The sequence below is a fragment of the Corallococcus exercitus genome (genome assembly GCF_042231735.1).
Lineage (GTDB): Bacteria > Myxococcota > Myxococcia > Myxococcales > Myxococcaceae > Corallococcus > Corallococcus exercitus_B.
The window spans coordinates 5,189,258-5,203,571 of sequence record NZ_CP102577.1; the positions used below are offsets into that span (position 1 = coordinate 5,189,258).

Consider the following 14,314-nt stretch of genomic DNA (forward strand, 5'->3'; position numbering starts at 1 on the left):
TGAGCGACGCGCCGATCATCGCTTCAATGCTATTGCCAGCGAGCTCCTGACGAATCGGGGAGCAACAATGTCGGCAGGGAAAGCCGCCCTCCGGCCCGCCACTGAGAGTCTCCAGCACCTTCGTTACCGTCATTCGAAGGCGGGGGGTCACAACGGTACGTTGATCGAGACTCCATCCCGACCCGTGGCCCAGTCGCGCAGGTACTTGTTGAGCTCGCCGTAGAACGACACCGACACCAGCTCGGCCACGGAGAACAGCTCGCTGAGCAGCGCACCGACATTTCCGTTGTGCGTTTCGGCCGCGGCGGCGTCGACGTACTCCTCGAGGATCGAGTAGTGCCCCGGCCGCTGCGCGACGAACCACTGGTAACGCAACGTCCCCGGTTCCTCCGCGGCGGCGGAAGCCAACGCCCGGGCAAGCCGGATGAACTCCGGCGCATGGCCAGACCGCTTCACCCGAAACTCACACTGCACCAGGAGCGTCATCCCCTGAGGATAGGGCAGCCCGGCCTCAGGCCGGGAGGAGCTCCACCGGGAGCGTCCGGGGCCCGTGGATGGTGAGCCCCGGAAGCCACTCGATGTCCGGAGAGCGCAGCCGCAGGGCCCGGATGCGCGGGACGAGCGCCTCCAGCGCGAGCCGGGCCTCCATCCGCGCGAGCTGCGCGCCCAGGCAGAAGTGGATGCCGTGGCCGAAGGAGAGGTGCTGGCTCCCCTTGTCCCGGCCGGGAAGGAAGGCCTCCGGCTGCTCGAAGACGCGCTCGTCGCGGTTGGCGCTCCCCACCAGCCCCATGACCAGGCTGCCCGCCGGAATGGCCGTCCCGGACAGCTCCACGTCCGACGTCGCGACGCGGAAGGCGAACTGCGCGGGGGGCTCGCAGCGCAGCACCTCTTCGATGAAACGGGGGATGTGCGCGCGGTCCGCCCGGGCCTGCTCCAGCTGCTCGGGATGGCGCGCGAGCAGGATGGCCGCGTTGCCGATGAGCTGCGCCGTCGTCTCCATGCCCGCGGGCAGCAGCAGGAAGAGGAAGGAGAGGACCTCCGCGTCGGTGAGCCGCTGTCCCTCCACCTCCGCGCGCAGCAGGTCGCTCACCATGTCCTCCCCCGGCTGGCGGCGACGCGCGGTGATGACGCCCCCCAGGTAGTCCTCCATCTCCTTCACGGTGTCGCGGATGCCCGCGTGCTGCGCCGGCACCGCGGAGGTGATGAGGCCCATGTTCACCGACCAGCGCTTGAACTCGGTGAAGGTGGACGGCTCCAGGCCGAGCATCCGCCCGATGATGTTGCGCGGCAGCACGAAGGAGAAGGCGTCCACCAGGTCCACCTCGCGCTGGGCGACGGCGGCCTCGGCCAGCGTCTGGGCCTCGTGGCGCACCTGGGCCTCCAGCCGCGCCATGCCGGTGGCACCGAAGGCGCGGTTGACCATGGCGCGAAGCTGCGTGTGACGCGGCGGATCCCGGGTGACCAGCGATTGCGACACCGGATTGGGCCCCAGCCAGGGCGGCTCCGCCGTCGTCGCGAGCGCTTCGGAGGAGAAGCGCTGCGCGTCCTTCTGGACGGTGCGCACGTCCTCGTACCGGGCGGCGGCGTAGGCGCCGAAGGGGGCGATGCGGCAGAGCCCGGACTCCGCGCGCATGCGCGCATACAGGGCGTGGCGCTCCGCCTCGGTGGCGGGGGCGAACAGGTCGAACGTCTGCAACGGCGTCTCCGTGGCGATGCCCCCGTGGCCCGGACGGGCGGGGGCTCCACGAAGGGATACGGACGATGCCCCCGGGACTGGCTGCGCACGGGCCCGGGGGCAACGTCAGCACTACGGCCGCAGCCGGAGGAAGAACGCGTCGCTCGTGACGGACGTGCCGTGCCAGGCGAAGGGCGAGTAGCTCACGCCGTCCACCCGGGTCGTGTCCTGCAGGGTCGCGCCCAACAGCAGCTCCCCTGTCGTGAGCGCGGTGGGCAGCGCGGGGAGCGGGAGGTGGCGTGACCAGCGGTGGGTGCCGCCCGTCGAATAGCCCGCGTAGAGGGGGCCGCCACGCAGCGTGCCGCCCCCGAAGCTCACCGGGCCGCTCGTCTGCGCCCACAGCACCACCGTGCCGGTGCGGGTGACCGTCAGCCCGTGGGCGCTGTCGCCATGCGGCGAGCCCACGTGCCTCAGCCACACGTCGGTGCCCTCCCCCGTCAAGCGCCCCAGGAACAGGTCATCCGGCGAGCCGCTGTAGTCGGTGGGCACCTGGGTGTACGTCGTGCCCGCGAAGGTGAAGGCGCCCGTGAAGGTGCCGCTGAAGAACACGTCGCCGCCGTACGGGACCACCGCCACGGTGGCGCCGTTGGCACCGGCCCAGGCGCGCGTCCACACCCGCTCGCCCTCGGCGGTGAGCCGCGCCACGAAGGGCGTGGGCCCGCTGCCGCTCGGAGCCAGCTCCGTGCCGCCCGGCGCCGAGCCGCTGAGGTAGAGGCTGCCCGCGCTGTCCGCCGCCACCTCCAGCTGAGGCAACGCATCCGAGGCCGCGAAGGTCCGCGACCACGCATGCGAGCCGTCCGCCGCGAACTTCACCAGGTACAGGGCGAGGGCCCCCTGCGACCCCGAACCGTCCGAGCGCAGCGGCCCGCCGCCGAAGTCCACCTCACCGGAGAACCGGCCCGCGACGATGGGCGCGCCCCCCGGGTCCGTGGTGAGGCCGGTGGTCTCCAACATGCCCGGCTGGCCGCTGCCGTCCGTGGAGGCGAAGGTCCGCACCCACTCCGTCATCCCGTCAGGGGTCAGCCGCGCCACGAAGAGGCGTGCCCCCGCGGCTTGCGGCAGCGGGCCCGTGCCCAGGTCCGGGGCGCCGTAGTAACGGCCCGCCACGAGCACCTGGCCCGTCGGAGCCACCGCGAGCTCCGCCGGGAGGAACTGGCCGGCATGGCCCACGCTCCACGCCACCGAGCCGTCCTCGCGGTAGCGCGTCACCGCGAAGCCCTGGATGCCCGGCAACGGGCCCCCTCCAAACGAGGGCGGGTTGGCGCTGCCATTGGACACGTACGACCCGAGCGCCACCCATCCCCCGTCAGCGGCCGCCGCCGTGGAGGCCACCCGCTCCTCGCCCCCCGCGGACACGTGCCGCGCGCCCGCCACGGTGCCGCCCACCCGGCTGAGCCCCCGGTACGCGCACGTCGAGGCCGTGTACGAGAGGACGAGCTGCGGCCGGTGGAGCGCCGCGCCCTCGCTGGAGGTGACGGTCATTCCATCCGTGCTCTGGGGCCGCAGCGCGAAGCCGTAGCGCCCGTCTCCGGTGATGGCCGCCCTCACGTCGTACTCCACCCAGGTGTCACTGCTCGCGCTGCCCTTGTCCGCCAGCGGCGTGGCGTCCACCGCCGGGCGGCCCGTCCAGTCGAAGTCACCGCCGCTCCAGTTCGTCGTCGCGTGGACCGCCGGCGCGTTCCCCGTGCCCCCCGTCGCGAAGAAGCGCAGCCGCGCGCCCGTCAGCGTGCGCCCGCCCGTGGCCACGTCGAAGGACAGGTACGCCTCGCTTTCCGGGTCGCCGTCCGACGTGAGCGCCTGGCTGTCGGCGTTGCGCCGCGTGGGCTCCGCCTGGGACACCCAGGTGTCGAAGCTGGGAGAGACGACGACCGTCTCCGGCCCCGGGCAATCCTGGACGGTGAGGACCAGCCGCGGGTTGTTGCTGCCCGGCGCGTCATTCGCCTCGATGCCCGTGCCGTCGCTCGTGGTGGAGACGAGCGTGAAGGCATAGTCGTAAAAGTTCGCCTTCACCCACGAGGACACGTCGTACTCCACCCACGTGCCCGCGGAGACCGCGCCCACGTCCGCCAGCTTCCGCGTCAGGACGGCCGGCGCCTTGTTCCAGGTGAGCGAGGAGACGCTCCAGTCCGGACGCACCCCGTAGACGGCCGGGCCGTCCTTGCTGCCATCCACCACGTACACCCGCAGCTTCGCGGAGGTGATGACCCCGTCCACGCCCGACAGGGAGAAGCGCAGGTAGGGCTGACGCCGTGGCGAGGCGTCCGCGTAGAGCGTCTGCGCGGAGGGGAAGCCGGTGTCCGGCTGGGTGGCGTCCGCCATCGTGTCCGCGTACGCCGTGAGGGTGCGCGTGGTGGTGGTCGCCGCGAGCTCGGCCTGGCCCAGGTCGGGCGCCTCGCTGGGCGCGACCGGATCCGGCCCGCCCTCCAGCTCCGCTGGCTCCCTGGGCCCGCACCCCACCACCACCAGCGCCACCGCCGCTCCCAGCCACCCGCGTCTCGTCCCCATGGGCCCCTGCTCCCGTCGAGAAACTTCCAACGGGATGCGACTGCAGGGCCAATGCCATACCTGATTGCCCATGGGCGAACAGCCTGTCCGGGGCCCGGCCGCGAGGCGTGGCAACGGCCTGCCCAGGCCGGGAGCGCCGCTTGCCGTCCGCGAGGCAGCGCGCTTCCCTCGCAGGGCACGAGGGGGTCCGCCGACCTGGATTCAACTGCCAGGACGCAAGCAGCAGCGGCTGGCGGCCGAGCGCGCCGGGGGCAGATACTTCTCTGGGCAAGGGCCGTCCGACGGTATGAAGAATGGCCATGAGCAATGAGCACACGCCCGCCGAGCCCGAGGTCATGGAGCCTACGTTCTGGCGGAAGAACGGCTGGTCGGCCAGGGTCATCAAGAACGAAGAGGATGACGGCTGGGCGGTGGAGATCCGCAAGCAGGGGCTCTCCGAGCCCGCCCTCATCAGTCCGTGGGTGATGGGCCGCGACAAGAAGAACCCCAAGCCCTTCGATGCGACGGCGTTCGCGACCTTCGTGAAGACGGCCTCGGAGGTCCTGGACCGCTCCGCGCGACAGCGCGACCAGGCCATGACCAAGAAGCTCTCCATCGCCTGGGAGGGCCGCTGGTACGAGGTCCGGCTGGAGATGGTGGCCGATGAGTATGATCCCCACGCGCTGCTGTCGGCCATCGACGACGCGGGCGCCACCGTCGCGAAGCATCGCGTGCCGGTGAACTTCAAGTTCACCCGGGACGTCGCCAACGCCTGGGTGCGCGGCGGCTTCCTCGAGCCCTGAGCGGGCTCTCCGCTTCCTCCCGCGTCAGGCGCTCCGCCGTGCCTTCCCGCGCGCTCGCGCGGCGCCCAGCGTCTGGTAGAGGCTCAGCAGCATCATCGTCACCACGCGGGACGCATCGGTCCTGGGGCCTGTCATTTCGCGCGGCGGCCAGGCCATGCCCCGCGGCGCGGGGGCCGGGGTCCCCGCGGGAGGAGCCCGAGCCACCCAGTGCTCGCCCTCCATCACGACGCGCAGGTCCAACCGGTCCTGGGAGATGCGCAGCCGCTCCAGCGTCACGTCCGGGGGCAGCCGCACCGCGTCCTTCAGCGGCTTGAGTCCGGGATAGCGCTTCGGCTTCACGCGCAACCTCACCCGCAGCCGCGTGGAGCAGGACCGCACCCGGCTCCTCGGCTTCAGCTTCAGCCCGTTCTTGCTCTCCTTCCAGCGGAACAGCTTGCGCACCCGCTCCACCGCGGTCAGGCGCAGGCGCGTGCCATCCCGGAGCCGGCCCTGGAACGCCAGCCACGGATCGACGTAGTCCTCCACGGTCCAGCGTCCCTGCTTCCGCTCGCGCACGCGCTTCGGCTCCCGGTCGGCGTCATCAAGGACCAGCCGCAGGCCCACGGGCGCGCGGGGATCCAGGTCCACCAGGAGGCGGTGGACGAGCACGATCGCCAGGTCGGAGCGGCGCTCCTGCAGGCTGTCCTTCCACAGGAGCAGCCAGAAGCCGCGGAGGCTCTGGACGAGCCACAGCGCGACCCCCACCAGCCCCAGCGTGATGAGCGGGCCGTTCCCCACGTGCTCCGCCAGCACCTCGGACCGGGACAAGAGGGACGACAGGAGGAACGCAAGGGAGACACAGCCGAGCAGCAGCCACCGGCCCTGCACGCGACGGGCACGGGAGCGGACGCGGTGGAGCTGGCCCAGGTTCTTCAGGCCCTCCAGGTCCCGGAGCAGCTCCTGCAAGGGCCCCTGGAAGAGGTAGACGCGGTGCTGGAGGAGCCGATCGGCGTTGAAGGCCACGCGGGGCAGCGTAGGGAGCGCGCTCCGCCCCGGTCAAACCACCCGGGCGCTCGCGCTCCGGGCCTGATGAAGCAAAGCCCCGGCGATCCACGCTGGACGCGGGATCGCCGAGGCTCCATGCGTCCTTACTGGACGGCGCGCAGAGTGGGCTGCTCTGGCGTCAGCTCCGTCAGGAGCCGGTCGCCCTCGGTCTCGTCGATGGGAACGAAGCGGCCGAGGTCCGCCCGGTAGGCGTGAACCTGCGCCGCCCCGATGTCGAACCACCAGCCGTGCAGCCGCAGCGTCCCCGCCGCGAGCCGGTCGCGCACGATGGGGTAGGTCTTCAGGTGCTCGAGCTGCTCGAGGACGTTCAGCTGGGAGAGGCGGTCCGCATCCGGCAGCCCCGCGCCCACCTGGGTGTTCTCCCGCAGCGCCTTGAGCGAGGGCGTTCCGTGCGCGAGCCACTGCTCCAGGTTCGGCGAGCCGTTCACGGCGCCGCCGGCCAGGATGGCCTTCATCGCGCCGCAGCTCGAGTGTCCGCAGACCACGACGTCCTCGATGGGCAGGAAGCCCAGGGAGAACTCGATCGCCGCCGCCTCCGAGCGGTCCGCCGTGGACTGTCCGTCGCCCGCCGCGGGCGGCACGAGGTTGCCCACGTTGCGCACGGTGAAGAGGTCACCGGGGTCCGTGGAGACGAGCAGGTTCGGCACCACGCGGCTGTCCGAGCAGCTGATGAAGAGGCAGTCAGGGGATTGCCCCTTCGCGAGCCTCGCGAAGGTCGCCCGGTACGAGGGCAGGGTGTGACGCTGGAAATCGAGCAGACCTCTGATGAGCTTCTTCACTGAGCACCTCCGGAAGCGAGAGACGAAGTGTGATGGACAGGGGAGGAAGGAGAGAGCGCCGCGGTAGGCCCCGTGGCGTGAGCCGCACGCGAGCTGCGCCGGCTCCAGACGTCCTCGAGCGGCTCCATGGTCACGGTGCCGCCCGTCTTGCGATGCGTGTCAGCCCAGCTCTCGAGTGCCTCGAAGCCGGAGTGGTCGAGCGTGTTCACCGCCACGTCGACCTCCACCCTGGAGCCCGACGGAATCCGCGCGAGCGCCGTCGACAGCTTCGGCACCCCGACGAACGTCAGCGCTCCGCTGATGCAGACCTGCTGGACGCCGTTGACGTCGCGGGTCTCCACGCGCACCTGGCCCAGCTGCCACAGGAGCCGGAGGATGGCCGCGCCGAGCCCCAGACCGATGCCCGCGAGCAGGTTGATGCCCACGACGCCAGCCACGGTGATGAGGTAGACCGGCAGCTCGCCGCGGTGCCGGAGCTCCCGGATGTGGGCGAGGTTCACGAGCTTCAGGCCCACGTGCACGAGCAGGCCGGCGAGCACCGTCAGCGGCACGTAGGACGCGAGGCTCCCCAGCAGGGTGATGAAGGCGAGCATCCACACGGCATGAAGCACCGCCGACCAGCGCGTCTTCGCGCCGGCGTTGATGTTCGCCGCGCTGCGCACGATGACGCCGGTGATGGGCAGACCGCCGACCAGACCGGAGAGGGTGTTCGCCACGCCCTGCGCGAGCAGCTCGCGGTCGAGGTTCGCCCGCGGGCCCGTGTGGAGCTTGTCGGTCGCCACCGCGCTCAGGAGCGACTCGGCGCTCGCCACGAGCGCGAGGGACAGCACGGCCACGATGAAGGCGCCCCACATGGACGATTCAGGAAGGGAAGGCAGCTTGATGGCGGACAGCGCATCCGCCGCCAGCTGCACCCGGGCCACGTTCGCGTTCATCACCGCCGCGACCGCGGTCCCACCCACGACCGCCACCAGCGGCCCCGGGACCTTCTTCAGCCGCCCGTTCGGCAGGAACTGCCACGCGATGAGGATGCCCAGCGTGAGGAGCCCCAGCAGCGTGGCCGGCCCATGAAGGTCGAGGATCTGCCCGGGCAGCTCCCGCAGGTTGTTCCAGGCATTGCTCTGCGGAGAGCCGCCCAGGACGATGTGGACCTGCCCCAGCACGATGAGGATGCCGATGCCCGCGAGCATCCCGTGGATCACCGCCGGCGAGATGGCGAGCGCCGAGCGCGCCACCTTCAGCCCGCCGAGCGCCACCTGCACCAGCCCCGCCGCCGCCACCGCCGCGCACGTCACGGCGAAGCCCAGCTGCTGGATGAAGCCAAACACCATGACCGCGAGGCCCGCCGCGGGGCCGCTCACGAGCAGCGGCACGCCGCCCAGCAGGCCCACCACGATGCCGCCCACGACGCCCGCGATGAGGCCCGCCATGATGGGCGCTCCGGAGGCGAGCGCGATGCCCATACAGAGGGGCAGCGCCACCAGGAACACCACCAGCGAAGCCGGCAAGTCCGAGGCGAGGATCGCCTTCAGCGAGGGCCTCTCCTCCGCTGCTTTTCCACCCGAATTCATTGCTTGAGCTCTCCTGTCATCTGCCGAACCGCAAAAGGGCTCGAAGTGACAGGGGCCTACGCAAGCGTCGTGCCGGACCGTTCCGGGGCCTTTCCTCCTGGGGCGTGGCCCGTCAGAACCGGGGGATGAAAGAAATTTGAAGCCCGCGCCTCAAGCGATGAAAGACTTTTTAAGTCCGTCACTCCGAGGGGGAGTTCTCCTCCAGGCGGCGGAGGAAGGTCGGGTAGGACAGGCCCAGTGCGCGGGCCGCCTCCATGCGCCTGCCTCCGAGCTGCTCCAGCACGTGGCGGACATAGAGCCGCTCCACCTCATCGAGCGGCCGGGGTGGGCCCGCCACGGAGAAGGCGTTGGGGTCCACCGGGGCCGGTGAGCCGCCTCCCCTGGCGAGCGACTGCAGCTCGAGCGCGGGGCCGACCTCGAGCACGAGCGCTCGCTCGAGCACGTTGCGCAGCTCCCGCACATTGCCGGGGAACGGGTAGCTCAGCAGGCGCTCCTCCGCGGCGGGAGAGAAGGGAACCGGGCGCCGGCCGAGCTCCGAGCAGAGCTCCAGCACGAGCGTCCGTGCGAGCGGCAGCACGTCCTCGCGACGCTCGCGCAAGGGGGGCACGTCCACCCGGAACACGCTGAGCCGGAAGAGGAGGTCCTCGCGAAAGCGCCCGGCGGCGACCTCCGCTTCGAGGTCCTTGTTGGTGGCCGCCACGATGCGGGCGGTGCTCGTGAGCTCCGTCGTGCCACCGAGCCGCCGGAAGGCCCCCTTGTCCAGGAACGTGAGCAGCTTCGCCTGGAGCGCGAGCGGCAGCTCCCCCACCTCGTCGAGGAAGAGGAGCCCATCGCTCGCGAGCTCCACGAGCCCGCGCCTCGCCGTCTTCGCATCCGTGAAGGCGCCGCGCTCGTGTCCGAAGAGCTCGCTCTCCATCATCGTGTCCGGAAGCGCGGCGCAGTTGATCTGCACGAAGGCCCCCTGCTTCTGGCGCAGGGCGTGGAGATGGCGGGCGAGCACCGCCTTCCCGGTCCCGGTCTCCCCGAGCAGCAGGACGGGACTGCGCGGAGTGGTGGCGATGCGCTCCAGCATCGCCAGCGTTCGCTGCATCGCCGGCGAGCGGGACTCCGCCATCCGATGCTGTCCTTCGAGGACGCTCTCGGCCTGGCGCAGCCGTTCCTGGAGCTGCAGGTCGCTGGCCGCGCGGCGCGCGCGCATCACCAGGTCGTCAATCTCGACCGGCTTGCTCAGGTAGTCGCGAGCCCCCGCCCGGATGGCCTCGACGGCGCTCTCGATGTCGCCGTGCGCGGTCACCATCAGCACGACCGTCGCCGGAAGCTGGGCACGCAGCTCGGGCAGGAAGACGAGCCCATCTCCGTCCGGCAGCCGCCTGTCCAGCACGACGAGGTCCGGCGCCTCCGCGGCGAGCGCGGCGCGGGTCTCGTGCAGCGAGCGAGCAACCCGGACGCGAAAACCTTCCTGGCTCAGCATGGAGGCCGCGAGCGAGGAGAAGGTCCTGTCGTCATCGACGAGCAGCAGGGAGGTGCTCATGAAGCCATTTTCTCAAGTGGAAGGCGAACCGTGAAGCGGCTGCCTCCGGGCACGCGGGTGTAGGAGACGCTTCCTCCATCATGCGCACGGATGGCCGTGCGCACCATCGGAAGCCCGAGCCCGATCCCCCTCGACCGGCCCACCGCGAAGGGCTCCCAGAGCCGTGGCTCGAAGGCCGGGGGCACGCCGCCCGCGTTGTCCTCCACGACGAGCACCACCTCCGCGCCCGCGCGCAGCAGCCGGACCTCGACGCGGGGCGTGGGCTGCTGGCCCGTGTCATGGGCCACGGCGCCGGCCTCGACGGCGTTGCGCATGAGGTTGTCGACAGCGGAGACCAGCAGCGTCGGGTCCCCCTTCACGAAGAGCCCCTCCTGGAGCGTGGTCTCGATGGTGACGTCCGCGGCTTCCGGCAGGAGCTTCACGGCCTGCAGCGCGTCCTGGACGAGCAGGTGCATCTCGCAGCTGCGCCGCTGCGTGGACTGGGGGGAAGCAAAGCTCAGCAATGAGCGGGCAAGGTGGCCCAGCCGGTCCGCCTGGGAGCGCAGCGCCTGGACGGGCAAGGTCGTCTCCCCTCCCTTCGCGCGGATCATGCTGAGCGCGGCCTGCATGCTGTTGAGCGCGTTCTTCACCTCGTGGGCGATGAGCGAGGAGGCCGTGCCGAGCGCCGCCATCGTCTCCTGGCGCCGCAGTTGTTCTTCGGCCGCCACCAGCGAACGGTAGGAGCGGCGCAGCAGCACCGTGAAGAGGAGGAGCACTCCGCCGAGCAGCGCGGTGTGGAAGCCGAGCTGGCCGAGGTAGCGGTTCTTGAGGACCGCGCGGTCCTGCGCCTCGTCCTCGAGCACGGCCAGCAGCATGCCGGTTCCGGGGACGAGCGCCGCCGCGCCGAGGAGCCGCGTGCTTCCGAGCGTCACGGGCCCGGGAGCGTCCACCAGCGGGCGAAGGTGGGTGGCGAGCTCCGGCTGGCGCAGCAGTGGCGGGGGCATTGCCGGGAGGAGGAGCCGGCCGCGCTCGCCGAGCAGGGCGACCATGGACTCGCTCTTCCCGCGAGGGGTGGGCAGCAGCTCGTTCGCCGTCGCGAGCTCGCCCAGGAGAAGGCCCACGACACGCTCGTCGCGCACGATGGGGACCGCGACCGCGACGAGCCCTCCGCCTTCCTCGTCCAGCAGTCCGACCGAAGCCACCCGCTCCGTCACCATCCGCCGGAACCACAGGCGCGAGGGGAGCGGAGTGCGCCCGAGCGGCATGTCCACCGGGTCGCTCCACATGCGCTCGCCGCTCAACGACACCAGCGCGACGCCTCCGGAGAAGAGCGAGGTGTGGCCAAAGGCATTCTCGAGCAGCGCGACCTCGGGTGCCGCGGCGCCATCCTCGGGCTTGAGCGCCGGGTGCTCCGCGAGCCGCTGCAGCTCCGAGCGCAGCAGTCCGAGGTGCGCGCCCAGTGCCTGGGCCTGGAGGCCCGCGCGGTCCGACAGGTGAACGAGCAGCTCGCCCTCCGCCGCCTTCACGTCCTCCCGGTAGGCCAGGAAGGGGCTCACGAAGGCGGCGCCCCAGAGGAGCATCAGACCGACCACGGCGGACCGGCCCGCTTTTCTCTGCGTGCGAAGCAGCTCGCCCGGTGGGGGCACGAGAGACGTCAGGGTGGGATGGGCCTGAGGCGACGACATGCGCCCATCATCAACACATTTCGACCCGCACAGCAGTCGCTCATGGAGGCCGCGAGAGGAATCGCTTGAGCGTCATGCCCCCGGCTGCCCGGCGAGGAGGGTGTCTGGCAGGAGGTTGAAGTTGTCGCGGCGCTCGTCGGCATGCGCCAGGCGATGGAGGAACAGGGCGACGCCTGCCGTTCCGGTGCCGAAGTCCAGGGTGAGCCGCGTGACGTCCTTCCCGGGGAAGGCGACGCCGGCCCCCTGCTTCACGCCGAACAGCGCGGTCAGCTGGCCTGCGTGCCGCGCCTGCTGCAGGTAGCTGGACTGGCCGGTGAACCGATACAGGTCCAGCAGGAAGTTGCCCAGGCCCGCCATGCCATGAAACAGCCCGGGAGTGGCGGCATAGGTCCGGGCCGCATCCGGGGCAATGCGCTCCAGCAGGCCGCGGTACCGCTCGTCCCGCGTGACGTGCCAGAAGCGCACCAGCGCGGTGCCCACCCCGGCCGTCCCCTCATACCAGTCCGGGCACGACTCCGGCGCACCGCCCGCGCCGGCCGGCCGGCGCATCATGGCCAGATGGGTGCCGGGCTCGTCCCACAGATGGGTCAGGTCGTGGTCCAGGGCCGCCGTGCCGGTCTTGAGGAACCGGCTGTCGCCAGTGGCCAGGCTCAGGTAGAGCAGGAAGAGCCCGATGCCCGCGGCGCCCTTCGCATAGCCGAGCCCCACGGCCCCATCCCGGTCGGGCCAGTAGACGCCGGCACCCTTTTCAATCCGCGTGCGCAGCAGCTGCTCGCCCACGGAGACGGCATCGTCCAGCCACTCCTGGCTCCCGGTGAGCCCGTGGAAGCGCAGGCACGCCAGCCCGTACCCGGCGGCCCCGTGGAACACGTCGGCCGCGTCCCGGAGCAGCGGGTGGTTCCGGGCGGAACGGAGGGTCTGGAGGGCGACCTCCCCCAACCCCATCTCCCAGAGTGCCCACGCCACCCCGGCGGACCCCACGTAGAGGCCAGGCGGGTACCGGTCCGGTGCGGCGGGCTCCGAGAGCATCCGTACGGTGATGGCCCCGGGCGCCGAGCCCGTCAGGCGGGCCAGGGCATACCCGATGCCCGCGGCACCGTACGCCAGGCTGAGCGGGTGGGCCGCGAGGATGGGCGAATCCGCCGGAAGCAGCCGGTCCGGGGGGCGCGGGTCGGCGCTGGCCCGCAGCGCCGTGATGGCGGCCTGGAGCGTGCCCTGGAGCGCGTCAGGCTGCGTGGGCTGGGGCTCGACAGGGGGCCGAGGCTGAGCGCCCGCCAGGCCCGCACCGGCGCGCTGGCCCAGCACCTGGAGCACCTCGGCGGCCGTGGGTCGCTGGGCGGGGTCGGGGTCCAGGCAGCGCAGAATCGTGTGTTCCAGCGCGTCGCCCAGGCCGATGCCGTCAGCGCCCAGGGCCAGGAAGGGCTGGGCCCGTGACGGGTCGAGCCGCGTCAGGGCGCCGCTCCGCGGCCAGAGCGTATCGGCCAGCAGCGTCCCCAGCACATGCAGGTCATCCGCGGGGGCCCGCCCCCCACCCGCCTCCCGGGCCGTGTCCAGGTTCCACACCCGCACCCAGTCGGCGTCCAGGTCGGTCACCACCACGTCCTCCACCGTGACCGGCCCCAGCACGAACCCGCGGGCGTGCATCTCGTCGAGCCCTGTCGCGAGGTTGGAGGCGATCTTGCGGAACTTCGCCGCGAACGCCTCCTGCCTGGCACGGGGCCCCTGCCCTCGCACCAGCGGGTTCGACGCCGCCGCGTACTCCTCCAGCGAGAGCCCGCGGATCCGCTCTTCGACCAGGAACAGGTGCTCCCATTCCCAGAAGAGGTCGAGGGGGGCGGGCGTGAAGCCCGTGTCCTGAAGCTCCTGCAGGAGCCGGTACTGCCGCTTCAGGCGCTCGACCGCGTCCAGCCCGTCCGCGTCGAGGCCCGCATGCGGCCGGGCCTCCTTGATGGTCACGGCCGCCTCGGTCTCACGGTCGAGTCCGACATAGACGCCGCCGGACACCGCCGACCGCATGACCGACCGGATCAGATAACGGCCCTTGTTGAGGCTGATGCCGTCTGACTCCTCGTCGGGCACGGCCTTGTCCGGAAACGGGTCGGAGAGCCAGGGCGGCGGGCTCCACAGGGGGGCGCGCTCATCCGGCACGAGCGTGCCGTCGGGTGCCTCGAGCATGGGCTGTCGCTCGCCGGTCACGCGCAGCACGGACACCCCGGGTCCGGGAAAGCCGCCGTACCGGTAGTGCACGACCTTCGAGTCCCGGAACCGCTTGCCTGACAGGATGTACGGCCCGTCGAACTCCCGCAGGGCGGTGTGGAGGCGCTCGAGGACCTGGTGGAACCGCGCGTCGTCCACCGGGTAGAGGCTGATCACCCGGCCGCCCGACTCCCTCGGCCAGGCCTGCCCGGTGACCCGCGTGACCACCTGGCGGTCCAGGGGGAACTGGAGCGCCACGCCGAGCTCCCCGCAGAGCGTGGCCGTGCGGTGCAGGATGGCTTCACAGTTGCTGGGAGTCGCCGAGAGCTCGACCACCCAGCCCTGCCGGGGCAGCCGGACTCCGGGCGGCTCCGACAGGTACCAGAGGTCATCCTGGCGGATGGGCCAGGTCGGGGGCAGGACGGCACGGACGACGCGCAGCAACGCATCGCCGGGGACACTCAGGTCGAATGCAGCGGGACTGCCCAAGGTTGTGGCCTCCTGTTG

10 protein-coding genes are annotated in these 14,314 nt (G+C 71.6%); 1 reads left to right on the forward strand and 9 read right to left on the reverse strand.

Translation table 11 applies throughout. The features are described from left to right. Positions 1-147 precede the first annotated feature (147 nt). The 3 genes from NR792_RS20230 to NR792_RS20240 all read right to left on the reverse strand — a co-directional run bounded on the left by NR792_RS20230 (position 148) and on the right by NR792_RS20240 (position 4,240). The gene (locus NR792_RS20230) at positions 148-486 is read right to left on the reverse strand and encodes a putative quinol monooxygenase (RefSeq protein ID WP_375754300.1); all 339 of its coding nucleotides are present in this window, start codon (positions 484-486) and stop codon (positions 148-150) included. Positions 487-511: 25 nt separating this feature from the next. After that, a complete protein-coding gene (locus NR792_RS20235) occupies positions 512-1,696 on the reverse strand; it encodes a cytochrome P450 (RefSeq protein ID WP_375754301.1) in 1,185 nt (394 codons plus the stop codon). A 111-nt stretch (positions 1,697-1,807) separates the two neighbouring features. Beyond that, complete coding sequence (locus tag NR792_RS20240; protein WP_375754302.1) at positions 1,808-4,240, reverse strand: DNRLRE domain-containing protein; 2,433 nt, start codon at positions 4,238-4,240, stop codon at positions 1,808-1,810. A gap of 299 nt (positions 4,241-4,539) precedes the next feature. Here NR792_RS20240 and NR792_RS20245 point away from each other — a divergent pair, with 299 nt between their 5' ends. Beyond that, the gene (locus NR792_RS20245) at positions 4,540-5,022 is read left to right on the forward strand and encodes a hypothetical protein (protein WP_375754303.1); all 483 of its coding nucleotides are present in this window, start codon (positions 4,540-4,542) and stop codon (positions 5,020-5,022) included. Between the two features lie 24 nt (positions 5,023-5,046). On the opposite strand, the gene NR792_RS20250 is transcribed toward NR792_RS20245, so the two are convergent. The 6 genes from NR792_RS20250 to lanKC form a co-directional block, all read right to left on the reverse strand. Beyond that, entirely contained in the window at positions 5,047-6,024 is a 978-nt protein-coding gene (locus tag NR792_RS20250) for a hypothetical protein (protein WP_375754304.1), read from the reverse strand. A 125-nt stretch (positions 6,025-6,149) separates the two neighbouring features. Then, the gene (locus tag NR792_RS20255; RefSeq protein ID WP_375754305.1) at positions 6,150-6,845 is read right to left on the reverse strand and encodes a carbonic anhydrase; all 696 of its coding nucleotides are present in this window, start codon (positions 6,843-6,845) and stop codon (positions 6,150-6,152) included. Then, a complete protein-coding gene (locus NR792_RS20260; RefSeq protein ID WP_375754306.1) occupies positions 6,842-8,416 on the reverse strand; it encodes a SulP family inorganic anion transporter in 1,575 nt (524 codons plus the stop codon). The genes NR792_RS20255 and NR792_RS20260 overlap by 4 nt, the downstream gene beginning before the upstream one ends. 178 nt (positions 8,417-8,594) lie before the next feature. Further along, positions 8,595-9,947 (reverse strand): sigma-54-dependent transcriptional regulator, encoded by a 1,353-nt coding sequence (locus NR792_RS20265; RefSeq protein WP_375754307.1) that lies wholly within the window; start codon positions 9,945-9,947, stop codon positions 8,595-8,597. Then, positions 9,944-11,506, reverse strand: coding sequence for an ATP-binding protein (locus NR792_RS20270; RefSeq protein ID WP_375754308.1), 1,563 nt, complete (start codon positions 11,504-11,506; stop codon positions 9,944-9,946). The genes NR792_RS20265 and NR792_RS20270 overlap by 4 nt, the downstream gene beginning before the upstream one ends. Before the next feature lie 177 nt (positions 11,507-11,683). Then, entirely contained in the window at positions 11,684-14,296 is a 2,613-nt protein-coding gene (gene lanKC / locus NR792_RS20275; protein WP_375754309.1) for a class III lanthionine synthetase LanKC, read from the reverse strand. Positions 14,297-14,314: the final 18 nt, after the last annotated feature.